The 17,795-nt window shown below is 63.5% G+C and carries 11 protein-coding genes; 2 read left to right on the top strand and 9 right to left on the bottom strand.

The window, feature by feature from the left end:
* Positions 1 to 4 precede the first annotated feature (4 nt).
* Both recU and ACYVRZ_RS00660 read left to right on the top strand, forming a co-directional pair.
* The gene (recU, locus tag ACYVRZ_RS00665) at positions 5 to 622 is read left to right on the top strand and encodes a Holliday junction resolvase RecU (protein WP_461223918.1); all 618 of its coding nucleotides are present in this window, start codon (positions 5 to 7) and stop codon (positions 620 to 622) included.
* Entirely contained in the window at positions 615 to 2,897 is a 2,283-nt protein-coding gene (locus ACYVRZ_RS00660) for a transglycosylase domain-containing protein (RefSeq protein ID WP_461223916.1), read from the top strand. The genes recU and ACYVRZ_RS00660 overlap by 8 nt, the downstream gene beginning before the upstream one ends.
* A 67-nt stretch (positions 2,898 to 2,964) precedes the next feature.
* Here ACYVRZ_RS00660 and ACYVRZ_RS00655 read toward each other — a convergent pair whose 3' ends face one another.
* The 9 genes from ACYVRZ_RS00655 to ACYVRZ_RS00615 are packed head-to-tail and all read right to left on the bottom strand — an operon-like array spanning position 2,965 to position 17,775.
* Positions 2,965 to 3,432 carry a deoxycytidylate deaminase gene (locus tag ACYVRZ_RS00655; protein ID WP_262314660.1) on the bottom strand — a complete coding sequence of 156 codons (468 nt, stop codon included), beginning with the start codon at positions 3,430 to 3,432 and terminating at the stop codon, positions 2,965 to 2,967.
* Positions 3,413 to 4,093 carry an endonuclease III domain-containing protein gene (locus ACYVRZ_RS00650; RefSeq protein WP_461223914.1) on the bottom strand — a complete coding sequence of 227 codons (681 nt, stop codon included), beginning with the start codon at positions 4,091 to 4,093 and terminating at the stop codon, positions 3,413 to 3,415. The genes ACYVRZ_RS00655 and ACYVRZ_RS00650 overlap by 20 nt, the downstream gene beginning before the upstream one ends.
* Before the next feature lie 10 nt (positions 4,094 to 4,103).
* Positions 4,104 to 4,715 (bottom strand): DnaD domain-containing protein, encoded by a 612-nt coding sequence (locus ACYVRZ_RS00645; protein WP_461223912.1) that lies wholly within the window; start codon positions 4,713 to 4,715, stop codon positions 4,104 to 4,106.
* A gap of 53 nt (positions 4,716 to 4,768) precedes the next feature.
* Positions 4,769 to 6,067: an asparagine--tRNA ligase gene (gene asnS / locus ACYVRZ_RS00640; protein WP_461223910.1), complete on the bottom strand. Its 1,299-nt coding sequence runs from the start codon at positions 6,065 to 6,067 to the stop codon at positions 4,769 to 4,771.
* Positions 6,068 to 6,104: 37 nt separating this feature from the next.
* Complete coding sequence (locus tag ACYVRZ_RS00635) at positions 6,105 to 7,283, bottom strand: pyridoxal phosphate-dependent aminotransferase (protein ID WP_461223908.1); 1,179 nt, start codon at positions 7,281 to 7,283, stop codon at positions 6,105 to 6,107.
* A gap of 26 nt (positions 7,284 to 7,309) precedes the next feature.
* Positions 7,310 to 7,801: a cell wall elongation regulator TseB-like domain-containing protein gene (locus tag ACYVRZ_RS00630; protein ID WP_461223906.1), complete on the bottom strand. Its 492-nt coding sequence runs from the start codon at positions 7,799 to 7,801 to the stop codon at positions 7,310 to 7,312.
* Entirely contained in the window at positions 7,788 to 10,595 is a 2,808-nt protein-coding gene (locus ACYVRZ_RS00625) for a helicase C-terminal domain-containing protein (protein WP_461223904.1), read from the bottom strand. The genes ACYVRZ_RS00630 and ACYVRZ_RS00625 overlap by 14 nt, the downstream gene beginning before the upstream one ends.
* Before the next feature lie 33 nt (positions 10,596 to 10,628).
* On the bottom strand, positions 10,629 to 14,285 hold the full coding sequence (gene addA / locus ACYVRZ_RS00620) for a helicase-exonuclease AddAB subunit AddA (protein WP_461223902.1): 3,657 nt from the start codon (positions 14,283 to 14,285) through the stop codon (positions 10,629 to 10,631).
* Positions 14,269 to 17,775, bottom strand: coding sequence for a PD-(D/E)XK nuclease family protein (locus ACYVRZ_RS00615; protein WP_461223900.1), 3,507 nt, complete (start codon positions 17,773 to 17,775; stop codon positions 14,269 to 14,271). Before ACYVRZ_RS00615 ends, addA begins: the two co-directional genes overlap by 17 nt.
* Between the last annotated feature and the right edge of the window lie 20 nt (positions 17,776 to 17,795).

Below are 17,795 nucleotides of genomic sequence, written 5' to 3'. Positions count from 1 at the left end.
TCGCATGCCCATTCACTACCCTAATGGTAAGCCATACCAAGACGTCGCGCAACCGGCGGCCCCGCGGCCTGTTTCTTACGGCGGCCGCGGCATGACGCTTGAAGACGAGCTGAACCAAAGCAACCAGTACTACCGCGCCGCCAACAAAGCGGTGGTGTACAAAAAACCCACCCCGCTTCAGATTGTGAAGGTCGACTACCCCAGCCGCGCCCAGGCGGTGGTCAAGGAGGCCTACTTTAAGACCCCGTCGACCACCGACTACAACGGGGTTTACCAGGGCTACTACCTGGATTTTGACGCCAAGGAAACCAAAAACAAGCAGAGCTTTCCGCTCAAGAACTTCCACCCGCACCAGGTCGCCCACTTCAACGCCTGCCTGGCCCAGGCCGGCATCTGCTTTGTGGTGATTCGCTTCGTCACGCTGCGCCGCCTGTTCGTGTACCCGGCCAGCGCCTTGAACCGCTACTGGCAGGCCAGCCTGGCCGATGGGCGCAAGTCGATTCCACTCAAGGAAATCGAGGCTCACGGCTTCGAGCTTCACCCCCAGCTGCAGCCACCGGTGCCGTACTTAGACGGCGTCGACTGGCTGATTGCAACCAAGAAAGGACAGACACATGGCTAATCAAGCCCCATCGAGAATGGCCAAGCGGCGCCAAAAACCCGCTAAGAAAGCAAAGAAGCGCGGCGGCCGCTGGCTGCGCTTCTTCAAGTTCGCGGCGCTGGCCGTGGTGGTGGCCTTGGCCGCCGGCATTGGCCTGTTCGCCTACTACGCCAAAGACGCGCCGGCCATCACCAAAACCGAGCTGATGAGCGGCGGCGGTTCCACGCTTTACGCCAGCAACAACAAGGCGCTGACGCACCTGGGCGTGGAGAACCGCGTGTACGCCACCGCCGACAAGATTCCCCAGCGGCTCAAGGACGCCGTGGTGTCGATTGAGGACCGGCGCTTTTATAAGGAGAAGTTCGGGGTCGACCCGATTCGCATCGCCGGGGCGGCCTTTGCCAACCTCAAGGCCAAGGTGACCGGCAACACCGCCGGGCTGCAAGGTGGCTCCACCTTGACCCAGCAGCTGGTCAAGCTGTCGGTGTTCTCCACCAAGGTCTCGGACCAGACCCTGCGGCGCAAGGCCCAGGAGGCCTGGCTGGCCGTCAAAGTCGAGCGCAGCTACTCCAAGGAGCAGATTCTGGAGTTTTACATCAACAAGGTCTACATGAACTACGGCCAGCGGGGCATGGCCACCGGGGCCCAGTTCTACTACGGCAAAAGCCTAAGCCAGCTCGACTTGGCCCAAACCGCGTTCATCGCCGGGCTGGCGCAGTCCCCTTCTGGCTACGACCCCTATGTCTCGCCGGCCCGGGCCACGACCCGTCGCAACGCGGTGCTCGACGCGATGCTGCGCGACAATAAAATCACCCAGGCTCAGGCGGCCACGGCCAAGGCCGAGGCCATCAGCACCGGCTTGAAGAAGAAAAGTGAAATCACCAACACCGCCTTAGTCGACAAGGTGATCGACGCCTACCTGACCCAGGTGATCAAGCAGGTCAAGGCCAAGCTTCACGTCGATCCTTACGCCGAGAACCTGAAGATTTACACCAACCTCGACTACAACGTCCAAAAAAAGTTATACGAAATCGTGAACGACGGCCAAGACGTCGTTTTCCCGGACGATAAGATTCAGACGGCGGTGACGATGACCAATCCGCAGACCGGTGCCGTCATCGCCCAGATTGGCGGCCGCAAAACCGGCAACGTCCGGCTGGCCTACAACCGCGCAACCCAAAACGACCGCAGCAACGGCTCGACCATGAAGCCTCTGATGGACTACGCGCCGGCCATTGAGTACCTGAACTACTCGACGGCCACCACGCAGGCCGACACGCCGTACTACTATCCCGGCACGACCACCCCGCTGTACGATATCGACCACAAGTACATGGGTACCATGACCATTCGCCGCGGCCTGGAGCTGTCCCGCAACATCGTGGCGATCAAGACGCTCGAGGCCGTGGGGCTGACCAAGTCCCTGAACTTCATCAAGGGGCTGGGCATCACCCTACCGGCCAACCAGCAGGTCTACCCTAGCGGCATCGGGGCCTCGGTGACCACCGAGCAAGAGGCCGCGGCATACGGGGCCCTGGCCAACGGCGGCACGTACTACAAGCCCAGCTACGTCAAAAAAGTTGTGACCCCGGACGGCGATTCGGTCACTTTCGCTAACGCCGGCACCCGGGCGATGAAGTCCAGCACCGCCTACATGGTCACCGACATGCTCAAGGGTGTGATCGCCAAGGGGACCGGGATGGCCGCCCAAATCAGTGGGCTGTATCAGGCAGGCAAAACCGGGACCACGGATTACGCGGCCAATGAGCTGGCCGCCAACGCCGCCTTGAAAGGCACGGCCAAAGACTCCTGGATGGTCGGCTACACCCGCTACCGCGTCGCCTCGGTGTGGCTGGGTTACGACAAGGCCAATACGGCCGGCGTCACGACGGCCATGCAGCTGATTCCCAAGGAAATTTACAAGGTGCTGATGACCTACGCGTCCTCGAGTCTGCCCAACAAAGATTGGGTCAAGCCGGAGTCCGTCATTGCCAAAACCGTCAATGGCAGCCGCGAGCTTTATGTTCGCGGGTTTGCCCCGACCACCCCGGCCGTCAGCTCATCCAGTTCGAGTTCGGTCAGCTCAAGCGTTTCGACCACCAGCAGCGCCACCAGCTCAAGCGTCTTGAGCTCGAGTTCAAGCAGCGCCAGCACCAGCAGCGCCGACAGCGCCAGTGGCGCCGAATCAAGCGGATCCGGTGACGCCGAGTCGACGCCTGCGACCGAGTCACCGAGCAACTCCGTCAGCCTGCCCGAAACGCCAAGCAAGACGGAATCAAGCCACACCACCCAGTAGAACGTATCCGAAAAGACCGCCCTCTTTGTGTGAGGACGGTCTTTTTGGATTGGGCCAAGCCGGCGGGTCAGGCCGATTCCTGCGTCAGCTGCACCACGGCCACGTGATGCGCGGCCAGCAGTTCCAAGGCGTAGGGATCGTTGTGGTAGGCCGACTGGTAGTAGACGGCGGTGATGCCGGCTTGAATCAGCGCCTTCGTGCAGTTCAGGCACGGGAAGAAGGTCACGTACACCGTCGCGCCCTTGGTCGAGACGCCGTTTAAGGCGCATTGCAAAATGGCGTTCATCTCGGCGTGCAGGGTGCGGATGCAGTGGCCGTCGCGCATCAGGTGCCCGGCGGTGTCGCAGTGGGGATCCCCGGCGATGCTGCCGTTGTAGCCCGTGGCAATGATGCGGTGGTCGACCACCAAAACCGCACCGACCGTCGCCCGTTCGCAGGTCGATCGCTCGGCGACGTTGCCGGCCAGCTTCATGAAGTAGTGATCCCACGACTCGCGGTGGCCGTGGCGCTTGGAGTCAACGATTTGATCTGGCATGGGTATGTCCCTCCTTGGACTTGCGGGCAACCGGCTTGTAATCGGCCGCAAAGGCGGCCCAGGCCGGGCCCGGCGGTAGCTTGGGATTGAGGGCGGTCAGCCACTCCCGCCCCAGGCGAATCAAGGCGCGGTGCAGGTTGATCCAGGTCGCAGGCGGCATCAAGGCCTCCAGACGCCGCTGGATGGCCTGCGGTGTCGCGTTGGCCGGCGCGATGCCAAACCCGCGAATGATGCGCGAAACATGGGTGTCCACGGCAACGCCGGGAATACTGAAGGCATCGGTTCGCACCACCGTGGCGGTTTTGGGACCGACCCCGGGCAAGGCCACCAGCGCCTTGGCCGACTCGGGGACCTGGCCGCCGTACCTGGTCACTAGCGCCTGACTCAAGGCAACCAGGTACTTGGCCTTGTTGTGGTAAAGCCCCAGGCGGTCGATGTAAGGCTCGATGACCGCCGGGGTGGCCATCGCCATCGCCGCGGCGTCCGGGTAGTCCGCAAAGAGCCGCGGGGTCACCGCGTTGACGGCCACGTCGGTGGTTTGTGCCGACAGCAGCACGGCGACCAGAATCTGAAACGGTGTCTTGGCGTTGAGCGTCGGTGGAACGCCGGGGTACAGCGCAAGCACGAGGTTCAACAACTTCACGGCGCGTTGATCGTCCATGTCCCGCCTCCTACAAGCCCAGGTGCCGGTTCCTATCCGCCTGCACCTCCGCCGGCGTGGTGAAGTGTCGCCGCTCCCAGCCAATCAGGATTTTGTCCATGTAGCGCAGCGAATACACCCGGTTGAGCACCGCCTCGCGCAGCGCCAGTTGGATCATCTCTGGTTTGTAGTGATCAACGGTCAACCAATCGCCGATGGTCTGCTGCTCGATGGGTGACAGCGGCCGGCCGAACTCCACCTCGATTTGGCTGAACACCGTTTTGCTCGCCTGGTCCTGTGCCGTGATGGCCTGACGGTCCAGCGGCGCCAGTACCTGATCTAACAGTGGGGTCACGTCGTACTGGTCGAACTGGCGGCCGTCGCGAGCGGTGGCCTTGAGCCGCCGGATCGCCTTTTTATCCGTCAAACTTTGAATCACCCCGAACACCTCCTGCGGCCGCAGCTTGGCCGCCTGCCCAAGCGCCGCCAGGTCCGGTGTTTCGGTGTGGTGCTGGGCCCATTGCAGCAAAAACAGGTAGGTGACAAACTCGCGGTGGGTCAGCTCGGTCTGCGCGAACCGCGCGAACAAGGCGTTGGACACGCTGGTGCTGCCGGCCTGCAGGTAATCGGTCAAATTAGGCATGGTGGCTCCCTTCTTAGTGCAAAAAGAGACTGATTGCCCAGTCTCTTGTGTGCTTACGGCTTGATACGGTTGATCATGCGGGGGAACGGAATGGTTTCGCGCAGGTGGTCGAGGTGGCAGATCCAGGTGATCGCGCGTTCTAGCCCCAGACCGAAGCCGGCGTGAGGCACACTGCCGTACTTGCGCAAGTCAAGGTACCATTCGTACTCGGCCAAATCGAGCCCCTTGGCCTCGATGGCGGCCTTCAGCTTGTCGTAGTCGACCTCACGCTCGGAGCCGCCGATGATTTCGCCGTACCCTTCCGGCGCCAGCAGGTCGGCGCAGACGTACGTGTCATCGCGGCCTTCCTCCGGCAGCATGTAAAATGGCTTGATGGCCTTCGGGTAGTTCAGGACAAAAACCGGCTGCTCGAACTGATCGGACAGGAAGGTCTCCTCCGGTGAGCCGAAGTCGTCGCCCCACTTGACGTCAAAGTCCGCCTTTTGCAGCATCTCAATCGCCTCATCGTAGCGAATGCGCGGGTAAGGCAGCTTGGTGTACTTCTTGAGCGTCTCAACGTCGCGGTCCAGCAGCTTCAGGTCGTAGTCGCAGTGGTCGATCACACTTTGCACCAAAAAGGCGATGTAGCGTTCCTGCACCTGCAGGCTCTCCTCCTGGTGCGTGAAGGCCATTTCGGGCTCAATCATCCAAAACTCGGTCAGGTGTCGCCGGGTCTTGCTCTTTTCGGCGCGGAACACCGGGCCGAAGGTGAACACCTTGCCGTATGCCATCGCGCCGGCCTCGGCGTAAAGCTGGCCGGACTGGCTGAGGAAGGCCGGGCGATCGAAGTACTCGGTTTCGAACAGCTCGGTGGTCCCTTCCGGCGCGGAGCCGGTGAGAATCGGCGCGTCCATCTTGATGAAGCCTTCCTGGTTGAAGAACTCATAGGTCGCGCGAATCATTTCGTTGCGAATCTGCTGAATCGCAAACTGGCGCTTGGACCGCAGCCACAGGTGACGGTGGTCAAGCAGGAACTCGATGCCGTGCTCCTTGGGCGTGATTGGGTAGTCATCGGCACCCCCAAGGACCTCGATGTCGTGAACCTCGATTTCGTAGCCGAAGTGGCTGCGGGCGTCTTCGTGAATCTCGCCGGTCAGCCACATGGACGTTTCCTGGCGCATGTCCTTGGCGGCCTGGAAGACGGCCTCGCTGACCTTATTTTTGAGCACCACGCCCTGGAAAAAGGCGGAGCCGTCGCGCAGTTGCAGGAAGGCAATCTTGCCGCTTGAGCGCTTGTCGGTCAGCCACGCCCCGATTTTGACTTCCTCGTTGACGTGGTCTTTGGCATCGATGATGCGAATCTGTTCTGTCATGTTATCCCCCTGTATCGTTAGAAAAGTGATGCAAATGCTAGTTCTGGCCGACGAAGGCCTGGATGCGGCTCATGGCCTCGACCAAGTCGGCCTTGGCCGCCGCGTAACTCAGCCTGGCGTGGTCCGGCAGGCCGAACGCCCGGCCCGGCACCAGCGCCACGCCGGTTTCGGCCAAAAGCGCCGCCACGAAATCGTCGACCGACGTGTGGTGGGTCAGCGTGGCCGCCCGGCGAACGTTCGGAAAGAGGTAAAAGGCCCCTTGTGGCTTGTCCGGCAGCTCAAAGCCCGGCACCTGCAGCAGCAGCGGGTAAACCGCGTTCAGCCGGTCCTCAAAGGCGTCGCGCATCGCGGCCACGCTTTGGCCATCGCTTGAAAAGGCGGCAATGGCCGCGTACTGCGCGGCGGCTGTTGGGTTGCCGGTGGCGTGGCCCAGCAGCTTGGTCATGGCGGCGATCAGTTTTTCCGGCCCGGCCGCAAAGCCGATGCGCCAGCCAGTCATCGCGTAGGACTTGGAGGCCCCGGAGATCAGCACCGTGTTGGCGGTGATGGCCGGATCGATTTGGATGATGGAGGTGTAAGTCGCCCCGTTATACAGCAGGTCGCGGTAAATGTCATCGGCCACCACCAGAATGTCGTGGCGCAGCGCCCAGTTGCCGATCAAGGTCAGCTCGGCCTTGGTGTACACGGCACCGGTCGGATTGCTCGGCGAGTTGATGATGACGGCGCGGGTGTGCTTGGTGCGTTGACCCTCGAGGTCATCGACGGTGACCTTGAAGTGGCTGCTGCTCATCACAGAGCGCGGCACCCCGCCGGCGAGGCGAACCTGTTCGACGTAAGAGACCCACCCGGGAATCGGAATCAAGACCTCGTCGCCGGGGTCCAACAGCACCTGAAACAGGCCGTACAGCGCCAGCTTCGCGCCGGTGGTCACCACCAGCTGCTGGGGACTGTAACGCACGCCGGTTTGGTCCAGCACATGCGCCGCAATCGCGTCTTTGAGCGCCGGCAGCCCGGCGGCCGGCGTGTAGAAGCTGGCCGCCCCGCTTTGAATCGCGGTGACCGCCGCCTGGTCGATGAAGTCAGGCGTGGTGAAGTCCGGCTGGCCGATCGACAGGTCGAACACGGTTTCCCCTCGCGCCTTCATCTCCTTGGCCAGGTTGCTGACCGCAAGCGTCGCGCTGGGGGCGACGTTCAGAATTCGTTTGGCTAAATGCAAAAGCGTCACTCCAATCGGGTCTCCCCTTATAGGTTACGAATCGCCGCCAGCTCCTCACCGGTGGCAAAGTCGTAAGTCACATACCCAAGTTTACCAGACTTTGTGCGATAGCCAATATCCCAGACAAATTTCTTTGCCCGGCGGCTCAAGCCGATGCTTGAGATGCGCTTGGGCGCGTAGCTGGCCGCGACCTTCGCCAGCGCCTGCTGGCGGGTGATGCCGGCGGATTGGCGTAGCACGCGGACCTTGCCGGTTTTTTGGCGGATGACCACGTACACGGCGCGGTGGTCGCTGGTGGTGCCGGCCACGGTCAAGTAGCTGTCGCGCTGCGTGTCCCAGTAAAACTGCGACACCGTGGTCACCTTGGCCTGGCGCTTGGCGATGGCCGTGGCCTGCTCGCGAACCGACCGCAGCGGCGAGACGCTTTTGGTCCACACGAACACGACGGCGGCCAACAGCGCGATGCCGGCGATCAGGCGCAACAGGCGAAACATTCTACGACGATTAGCTGGACGCATGGGCGTCCTCCTTTCTTGAGTCCGTGGCCGCCTGGCGCGTCAGCCAGTCACGGCTATGCAAAACGGCCTCAGCCAGCGGCAAAACGGTCGGCTTCAGGTTGGGCAAGCTCTTGGCGAGCTTGCGCCCGTAAGCGTTGGTGGTCAGGCGCGGGTCCAGCACCACGAACACCCCGCGGTCGGCTTCGGTGCGAATCAGGCGGCCGAAGCTTTGGCGAAAGCGCAGCGTGGCCCTGGGCAAGGCGTCGGCCTTGAACGCGTCTTGGCCAGCCTGACGCAACGCTACATAACGCGCCTTGGTCACCGGCGCATCCGGTGCATCAAACGGCAGCCGGGTCAAAATGACCATCTCCAGCTGCTTGGCCGGGTAATCGATGCCCTCAAAGAAGCTGGCCGCCCCCAAGAGCAGGCTGTTGTGCCCCAAAGCAAAGCGCTTGGCAATTTTCTCCGCCGATCCGGTCACGCCCTGGGCCAAAACCTCCTTGTCGCGACCGATCGGCATCGCCGCCAGCCGGCGGTAAACCGCGGCGATCACCGCAAGCGACGTGAACAAGGCGATGGTTTGGTGCTCGCCGGCCGCAAGCGCGGCAATGGCCGAAGACAGGTAGTCGGCGTAGGCGTCAGGCGTGAGGTCCTGCACATTCGGGGCGTCGGCCACGGCCACCACCGCGGCCTGGCGCTTGTAGCGAAACGGGCTGCGCAGCCGCAGACACTGGGCATCGGGCAGCGCGGGGTAACCCAGCTGGCGGGTCAAAAAGCCAAAGTCGCGCTCGACGGTGAGCGTCGCCCCGACAAAGGTGGGGGCACAAAAATGTGCAAGCGCTGCCTGCAGCGGCTCGGCGACGCGGAAGCGGTCCCAGGTCATGCCCAGGCCCATCGCCCCCGCCCCGGTTTCAAGCGTCACGCAGGTCACCCCGTCGGCGCTGGCGTCCAAGACCGCCGGCGTCAGCGCGACCACCTCGGCCTGAATCGCACTCAGCGCTGCCGTCAGGCCGGTCAGTGCCTGAAACACCGCCGCATCCGAGGTCAAAAAGTGCTCGGGTCGCGCCGTATAGACCCCGCTCAGCTGGCTGCACGCCGCAATCAGCCCGGCGAGATCTCGCCCCAGCCGCTCCCGCGGTTGAATGAGCGCTTCCTTGAGCCAGCTGACCTGCTCGGGCATCAGCATTTTGGTGACCGCCCCCAGTGGCGGCTGGCGGAAGAAGTGGTGAAATAGCGTGGTCTGCAAGTCGGCCACCTGCCCCTGCAGGCTGTCAATCTGCTGGCGCATCGTGATCAGCTGGTAGCCCCGGGCGATGTCTTCTGCAAACAGGTGCTGCAAGTCGCGGTGGTTGCGGCGCTCGAGCAGACTGCGCAGGTGGTTGAGGTGAATGCGCAAGGCCGGCAGAGCCAGTCGGTGCGAGAACGCCGCCGCGGTGTTGTCGGCAAAGTGCTGGGCTTCATCCACCACCAAAAACGGCGGGTTGGCAAAGCGCAACGCGTCAAAGTGGCGCGACAGGTAGGCGTGATTGGTCACCACCACGAAGGCGCCGGCCACCGCCTGCTGCTGCAGGCGGTAAAAGTCGACCGCCGCATACGGGTCCCCCGCCGCCGCATCGGCGGTGCCGGTGTGGCGAATTCGGGCGAACAGCGGCGCCTTGTAGGTGGTCAGGTGCAGCTCGTCGAGGTCCCCGGTTTGCGTCTGCGTCAGCCAGACAATCAGGCGCAGCTGCAACAGCCGCGAAAGCCGGTCGTCGACGGCCGGCAAGCTGACATCCAGCTTCTGCAAGTCGAGGTAGTGCCGGGGGCTTTTGAGCATCACCGCCGGCAGCTCCCGCCCAGTCATCGCGGCCACCTGCGGAATGGTCGCCATCAGCTGCGCCTGCAACACCGTGGTCGAGGTGGCCACCACCAGCTTGTGCTCGGCGTCTGCCACATACGCGTAAGGCAGCAGGTACCCAAGGCTCTTACCAAGGCCGGTCCCGGCCTCAATCATCAGGGGCTTTTGGGCGGTCGTCGCATTGGCGTAGATCGCATCCATCATCTTGGCCTGGCTCTTGCGAAACCGCAACTGCGGCCGTAGCAGCTTGCGCTTGGCCGCGTCGCCTGCCGGATAAGCTGGCGCCGCTCCCAGGGGCGAAAGCAACGGCTGCGGCCGGCGCAGTACGAAGCGGCCGCACCGCACCTGAGAGGCGGCCAGCGCAACGCCTGGGACCGTCTGCGCGGCCAGCCAGTCGCCGGTTTGACGAATCAGGCTGCCGGCCAGCTGCGCCAGCTGCTTTTGCGTTACGCTCGGCAGCGCCTGCAGGCGGTCGCGCAGCTGCCACAAGAGCTTGGCGGTCGACACCGCGTCGGAGTCGGCGCGGTGCGGATTGTCGTGGCGAATTCCCAGCGCGTGGGTCAAGTCGGCCAGCCGAAAACTCGGCGCAGTCGGAATCAGAATCTGGGCCAGCTGCACGGTGTCGATGGCGGGGCCAATCAGCGGCCGGGAGCCGACCCGGGCGAGCTCGGCGCTTAAAAACGGGTAGTCGAAGTTGACGTTATGCGCGACGATCACCTTGTCTTCCAGCAGGTTTTCAATCATGTAGGCGACGTCTTCAAAGTACGGCGCCGCCACCAGGTCGGCCGGGTGAATGCCGGTCAGCGCCTGAATGGCCGCCGGCACCGGCCGGTCGGGATTGATCAGCTGCGAGACGGTTTGAATAATCTGCCCGTCGGCCATGATGGCACAGCCGAACTGAATGATCCGATCGCCTTCGTCGACGCTGGTGCCGGTGGTTTCCAGGTCAATGACGGCGTATGTGGAGGGAAAAGTCATGCACTCACCAATTTTCTCAAGTCTGCTTCCATTCTACTCTGGTTGCGCGGCCAGGTCGACCACCGCCCCGGTGGCCAGGGCCACCAGGTACTGATGGACCACCGCCTGCCCCGTGGCCGCGGTCAACGCCGCGGCGTACATGGCCAGCTGGCTGCGGTACCGCGCAATCAGCGGCGTGAGGTCTTCAGTCACGTGGTCCGTTTTGTAATCGAACAGGGTCAGGCCGTGATCGGTTGCGTAGTAGCCGTCGATGATCCCGTGGACCAGGATGTCGGCGGTTTCGTCTGGCATGTCGGCAAACAGCGTGTTGGCCGGCCGCAGCAGCGAGAATGCCGCCTCGCGGTGCAAGGTCTGACGGTGTTCGATGATGGCCTGGCCTAAGCCGCCCGCAAAAAACGCCACCAGCCGCGCCACGGCAATTTTTTCGGCCACCGCCGCCTCCAGGCTGCCTTCCCGCATCAGCCGGTCAATCAAGGCGGTCAGGTGAGCGGCGTCTTGCGGCTGGCTCAGATCCGTCAGCTGCAGCACCAGGTGGGTGGCGGTACCGATGGCCGTGGCGCTGGCCGCCTGGGTGGTGGTCAGAAACTTGGGGGTGGCAAAATCGCCGACAAAGCGATTGCCGTCGGTTTGCGCCGCGGCCTGCAACAGCTCCTGCTGGGTGGGATCGGCGTAGGCCTGCTTGATTTCAGACACCGTCTGAAAGCTCGTGGTCTGCGTCGCCAGCTCGTGCGGGTAGGTAAAGGCCAGCCAGTCGGTCAAGTCCCCAGGCGTTGCGACCGCGGCGGCCGGGGCCGGCGCGGCGGTCGGGGCTTGAAGCGGCGGCTCAACCTGACTGACGAACCGCACGTCAATCGGTGTCTCGAACGGCGCCAGGGCCGGCAGCGGGTGGTCCGAGACCGATTGCGTGCGGGCAATCGCCATCCCCAGCCAGTCCAAGTAGGAATGCGCCCCCGCGCGTTGCCCCGCCGGCAGCAGCAGCGCCGAATCGCTTTCGTACTTGGCCCAGCGGTCCTTGAGCTTGGCCTGATCCGGCGTGGAGCCGATAATCACCAACCGCTGCTCGGCACGGGTTAAGGCGACGTAAAGCAGTCGCATCTCCTCGGCGCGAAGGTCGGCGGCCTTGGCCGCCTTGGCCGCCGCAAACTGCGGCAGCACATAGGTTTCGCGGGTGGCGGGATCCAGCCACTTGACGCCTAGCCCGTCCTTGGTGGCAATCACCGCCTGCTGAAGGTCCTGCTGGTTCATTCGCTTGCCGGTGTTGAGCAAAAACACCACCGGAAACTGCAGCCCCTTGCTGGCGTGAATGGTCATCAACCGCACCGCGTCGACATCAGGCTCCAGCGTGACCGGCGTCGCCAGGTCCTTGGCCTTTTTTTGCATCAGCTCGATGAAGTGAATGAAGGCAAACAGGCCCTTGAAGCCGCCTTGCTCATAGCTGGCAGCGCGAGAGGCCAACGCCTGCAGGTTGGCCTGGCGCTGGGTGCCACCGGGCAGGCCGCCGACGAAGTCCAGGTAACCGGTGCGGTCGTACAAGTGCCAAATCAGCTCGACCAAGGCGTGTTCCCGGGCAAAGTCGCGGTACTCGTCAAGGTCGGCCAAAAAGGCCTGGCACTTGCGCCGGGTCGCCGCGGCAAAGGCCGTGCCGCCTGCTTGCTTGGTGAAGGCCAACAGGGCCGCGTCAAAGGTTGCGTGAGGCAAAGCCAGGCGAATCAGCGCCAAGGCATCGGCGGAAAGTCCCACCAAAGGCGACCGCAGCACGGCCACCAGCGGAATCTCCTGCAGCGGGTTATCGATCACCCGCAAAAGTGACAGCATCACCATCAGCTCGGTGGTCTTAAAGTAATTCTTGGCGTTGCCGATGACAATCGGCACGTTGGCCGCGGCGAACACGCTTTGCAGCGTGATGTTTTGCTTGCTGGCCCGGGTCAAAAGCGTGATGTCCTGGTAGCGGATGCGGCGCCTTTGGTGGGTCTCAGAGTCGTACAGCAGGTAGCTTGGGTCTTGGACCATCTGCTGAATGTGAGCGACCACCATCTGAGCCTCGGCCTGATCGCGGTCCAATGCGGCCGCGTCTTCGGTGTTGTCATCGTCATCGGCGGTTTCCACCTGCGTCTCGTGAATCAAAAACTCGGTGGTTGGGGCAAAGTCACGGTACTTGTCCGGATCGCCCAAAACCAGTTGCGCCGGCTTGTCGTAGTCCAGCGCCCCCACCTGACGGTCCATGATCTGGCTGAACACCAGGTTGGTGAAGGCCAGCACGTTTTGGCTGGAGCGAAAGTTCTTGGTCAAGTCGATGCGCCGCCCCACGCCCTGCGTGGCCGGGGCTGAGGCGCTTTCAAAGTCGCGGTACTTGGTCAAAAACAGCGTGGGGTCGGCCAGCCGGAAGCCGTAGATGCTCTGCTTCACATCCCCGACCATGAACCGGTTGCCCGGGTTGTGACGGCTGACCGCCGCCAAAAGCGCCTCTTGCAGCTGGTTGATGTCTTGGTACTCGTCGACCAGCACCGCATCAAAATCGGCCTGGTAGCTGGCCGCCACGGTTTGACCGGTCTGCGGATCCTTGGCGGTCAGAATCTGCAAGGCGGCCTGTGCGACATCGGCGAAGCCCATCACCTGCCGCCGCGCCTTTTCCGCGGCCAAGGCGCCCATGTACCGGCTGGCCACGGTACTCAAAAGCTGCACCATGGCTCGGGCCTTGGGCAGCGCCTGGGCCAAGTCGGCCGGGGTGATGAGATAGGCTGCACTCAGGCCCTCCACCGCCTTTTTGATCCGATCGCGGTCGCGTTTGACCTGGTCTTTAAGGGCCTTCATGTCCGGGGTCAACTTGCGAACGGTCGGCCACTTGGGCCAGCTGATGCCGGCCAGCACCGCCTGGGCCGCCGCATAACTGCTGGGTGCTTCGGCGATCGCATTAGTCAGCACATCGAGCGTGTCGGCCAGGTTGCCGGCATACGCGGCCAGCTCGCCGCTGGGGAGATCGACTTGCTTGCGCAGCCCCTCGAGCTCGCCGGCCGCCGCAACCAGCCGGGCCGCGGTATCAGGCCACAGCCACTGGCTCACGGCGCGGTCCGTACCGGCTTCGTCGTAGGCAGCCGGCAGCTTGGCCAGCCAGGCCGCGGGGTCGGGCGTGGTCATGGCGAAGGTCACCAGGTTGGACACGATGTCTTGCAGCTCAGTGCCGGTTGGCGAATTGGTGAAGTTGTCCACGAGGTCGGCGTAGGCCGCCTGGTCCGGGCCGGTGTAAAGCGTCTCCTGCAGATCGGCCCACACCGCGCTTTGAATCATCAAGTCCTCGGTGTCATCCGTCAGCTGGCGGAAGCCCGGCGCCAGGTCGATTACGTAGTAGTACTGCCGCACCACCTGCAGCGAAAAGGCGTCGAGGGTCATGATCGATGCGGCGTTCATCTTGGCGACTTGGTTGGCCACGTGCTGGCGTTGAGCCGCCGTCAGCGGGTCGCTTGGCGCCGTCAGCTCCGCCTTCAGGGCCTGCTGAATCTTCAGTTTCATCTCCGCGGTCGCCGCGTTGGTGAAGGTCACAATCAGCATCCGGGTCACATCGGCGCCGGCCACCACCATTTCGACGATGCGCCGCACCAGCACGGCGGTTTTACCCGAGCCGGCGCTGGCCGACACCAGCAGGTCGCTGCCTTGCAGGCGAATGGCCGCCAGTTGATCAGTCGTGAATCCCATCGTTGTCCTCCTTTGCTAGAAGCGCCAAGACCTCGCCCATGCTCAGCCGCGCGACGTGATGGTACGAATCCACGCCGGTGGCCGGGTCGAACAGCATGATTGCCTGGTAATCACTGTTGGTGATCACCGTGCTTTCCTGGTCGAACTGAATCGGTGCCAGGTCGATGGTCCCGGTCAGAATCTTGGCCGCCGCCGCCTGAATCATGCGGCGGTTGTGGGCCAAAAACGCGGCCAGCCCCGCCGGCGTCAGCCACTTCTTGTAGCTGCCGTCGATCGCCTGCTTGCCGGTTACGCCGATCGGCACCACGGCCGATTTGCCGCCATGCGCGAGGTCTTGATCCAGCGCCACCGCGAGCTTGACGGCCTCAGCCTGATCCTCCGGCAAGACCAAAAGCCCGGCCATGCGATGCTTTTTGAACCGCGCGGCACTGGCGTCTTGCCCCGGCAGGTAATCGAGCTTGGGCCGCTTGAACATCATGTATACCCCACCGGCCGGCGCCGCCTGCGTCTTGCTGCCGCTTTGGTAGGCGTCGATGTAGGTCAAAAGCTGCAGCGACACGCCGTAAAAGGCCTTTTGCGGGTCAAAGTCGTGATCGGAGGACTTGTAATCGACCACCAGGAAGTAATCCTGACCATCAACTGCGACCTCATCCAGCCGGTCGATTTTGCCGCGAACGCTGATCGTGCCACCGGTGGTCACCGGCAGCACCAAGGGCGGCAGACTGGCCGCTCGCGCGTCGAGGGCCCCGAAGCTCAGCTCCGTGGCCCGGGGGCGAAACGCCGAGCGGTTCAGTTGACCGGCGACTGCGCCAATCATCCCGGCCAGCATCCGGGCGATGCGGCCCTGAACCGCCTGCATCGCCGTTGAGCTCAGCAGAATTTGGTACTGCGGCATTGTCGTGACATCCTCACGCAACCGCGCCGCCACCGCCTTTTCAATCTCGGCGAAGCTAAGGTTCTCTGGCACGGCCCCTGCCCAATCGGCCACCAGGGTCGCCATCACATCGTGATACAGCGTTCCCAGATCCGCCGGTGTGAGCTCGAACTCAGGGCGCTTGGTCAGCTTCAGCCCGTAAGCCAGGAAGTATTCGTACGGGTTGCGGTAGAAGGACTCGAGCCGCGACACCGACAACTTCAGATGCTCGCCGTAGAGTTTTTGGGCCAGCTGTGGGTCAAGTGCCCCCACCGCGTTGCGGTAGTCGATGCTGGCTGCCAGCCGGGCGGTCAAGGCGCCGAGCTTGGGGTCTTGACGCAACGCAGCGTACACCGCCTGCCAGCCTGGGGCCACGGCAACCTTTTGGTCACGCGCCAGCCGGGCGACCGTGATGAAGTCGGTCAGCAAACTCCGCGGGGTGCCGGCCACTGCGGCCACTGCGGTCTGCGGCGTCACCGTGGTCCAAAAGTCAAGCGATAGGCCCAGCCTTGCGCGCATCGCCGTGAGGTACGGCGACGCCTGGTTTTGGTCCTCCGCGTAAGTGGGATAGCTGACCGTCAGCGTCTTAGCGCCGGCCATCATACCCAAGTAGTTGACGAACGGATCGCCTAGGGTGGTATCCGCCCCGGTTTGCGGCAAAAAGGCGCCGTCCGGCAACCGCTCTTGAAGCACCGCGCGGTCGCCGGCCGTCAGCACCCCGGCATCCGTCGGTGTGTCCGGCATCACGCCACTGGTGGCGCCGATGACGAACACGTGCGAGAAGGTCGCCTGCCGGGCCAAGGCGGTTTCGGAAACCACGACCTGATCGAGCGTCGAGGGAATCTGAGTGAACGTCGCCCCGGTGATACCGGCGGTCAAGAGCGCGATGAACTGGTCGCGGTCAAAGGCCGCATCCCCAAGCAGCGCGACGTAATCGTCCAGCAACCCGACAAAGGTGGCCCAGGCCTGCTCGCCGGCCGTCGAGGCGCTGATGTCGCCGGCGTCAATTGCCGCCTGGCGCCAGTCCTCAAGCCGGCGCTGCACCCCGCTTTGGATCAGCCAGTCATACAAAGTGGCGGCCGCCGCTCGCCCGTCGCTGCAGGCGGCAAGCGCCGTGAACAGCGGTGCGACCTGCTTGGCCACCAGCTCCTTGATCAAGTTGATCTGTGCGGTTTTGACCGGGTCGTTATCGGTGCGGTCCTGGTCGGCGTAGCGCTGAAAGTAACGCCACGGGGTGTCTGAAAGCCACAGCTTGCCGGCGATGCCGGTTCGCAGCAAGTGGTTGTCGCAGACGTCAAGCGCCGCCCGGAAGTCGGCCACGGTCACCCCGGTTGGCAACAGCAGCTCCGTTCTAAGCAGCCGCATGATGTCTTGGTACTGAAAGTGGTGCTGCCACACGGCAAACAGGCTGTCGAGCAGGGTCATCAGCGGGTGGTCTTGCATCGGGTGTTCGACATCCACGAACACCGGCACGTCAAGGCTTTCAAACACCGGTGCGATCAGGTCCTTGTACGGGTCCAGGTGCCGGGCAATCACCAGCATGTCCTGGTAGCGGCTGCCCTGGTGAACCAGCTGGTTGATGCGCGTGGCCACGGCTCGCAGCTCGACGAACGGTGAGCTGGCCACGGCCAAGGTCACCCCAGGCACCGGCTCGGGTTGCGCTGCGGGACTGGGCAATGGCACCAGGTTGGTGTCGTCTTCCCAAAACTGGGCCACTGCGGTCATGGCCGGCGAAAGCTCACGCGGCGGCGCCTGGCGGTCCAGCCGCACCGGCTGGTCGGCAGCTTGCGCGGCCGTGATCAAGGCGCGGTAAAGCCGCGCCGCCGGCAAGAAAAGGTAAGGCGGTGCCGGCACCTCCCGCACCCCATGGTCGAGAACCAGCGCCACGGTCACCTCCCGGGCGCAACGCACCAGCGTTTGGACCAGATCACGCTCGGTGGCCGACAGGTCGTTGAAGTGCTCGAGGAAAAAGTACGTGTGGGACAAGTCGCGCTGCGCAAGCGCCTGCGTCAGGGCCGTCACCAGGCTCGGCGTGGTGACGTACGGGCCGATGGCCGCCTCGTAAGCGGCCAGCAGCACCACCAGGTCGGCGAACTTGCGCCCCTGGCGGCTGGTCGGACTGAGGGTCTGGACCGCGTCGGCCAAGGCGGCCGCTGTGACGCGGCCGAGGGTCAGCTCGCTGAGTTGCTTGGCCAGCTGGGCGATGAAGCCAGGCTTCTTGGCCTCACCGGGATACACGCGCAGCTCGCTTTGGTGCTCGCTTAACAGCCGGGCGACCAGCATGGTGTTGGCCGCCGCATCGAGGCGGGGCTGCTGGTAAACCGGGTCGTTTTTGAGAAAGTACCACGCCAGGCGCGAAATGGAGAACGTCTGCACGGCAAACTGCGCGTAGGTGGTCACCGCTTCGTCACCGCGCAGGCCCTGCAAAAGCCCCACCTCCGCGTCGAACTTCACGTGGTTGGGCACCAAATAAAAAATGCTAGCCGCCGGGTCCTTGGCCCGGGTGGCCTTGATGGCCGCGATGATCGCGCGGTGGTGATCCTGCGCCGCCGTGCCGAGAATGAACTGAAGCCCCATCGTCACTCACTCCTTGCTGG

This window comes from Lacticaseibacillus suihuaensis (genome assembly GCF_054785075.1).
Note: the sequence above shows the minus strand (reverse complement) of the source record. Positions and strands in the feature narration are given on the sequence as shown.

Bases quoted from the DNA above. Each gene is read 5' to 3' on its own strand.
- recU (WP_461223918.1), top strand. From the start codon at position 5: ATGCCCATTCACTACCCTAATGGTAAGCCATACCAAGACGTCGCGCAA.
- ACYVRZ_RS00660 (WP_461223916.1), top strand. From the start codon at position 615: ATGGCTAATCAAGCCCCATCGAGAATGGCCAAGCGGCGCCAAAAACCC.
- ACYVRZ_RS00655 (WP_262314660.1), bottom strand. From the start codon at position 3,432: ATGCCAGATCAAATCGTTGACTCCAAGCGCCACGGCCACCGCGAGTCG.
- ACYVRZ_RS00650 (WP_461223914.1), bottom strand. From the start codon at position 4,093: ATGGACGATCAACGCGCCGTGAAGTTGTTGAACCTCGTGCTTGCGCTG.
- ACYVRZ_RS00645 (WP_461223912.1), bottom strand. From the start codon at position 4,715: ATGCCTAATTTGACCGATTACCTGCAGGCCGGCAGCACCAGCGTGTCC.
- asnS (WP_461223910.1), bottom strand. From the start codon at position 6,067: ATGACAGAACAGATTCGCATCATCGATGCCAAAGACCACGTCAACGAG.
- ACYVRZ_RS00630 (WP_461223906.1), bottom strand. From the start codon at position 7,801: ATGCGTCCAGCTAATCGTCGTAGAATGTTTCGCCTGTTGCGCCTGATC.
- ACYVRZ_RS00625 (WP_461223904.1), bottom strand. From the start codon at position 10,595: ATGACTTTTCCCTCCACATACGCCGTCATTGACCTGGAAACCACCGGC.
- addA (WP_461223902.1), bottom strand. From the start codon at position 14,285: ATGGGATTCACGACTGATCAACTGGCGGCCATTCGCCTGCAAGGCAGC.
- ACYVRZ_RS00615 (WP_461223900.1), bottom strand. From the start codon at position 17,775: ATGGGGCTTCAGTTCATTCTCGGCACGGCGGCGCAGGATCACCACCGC.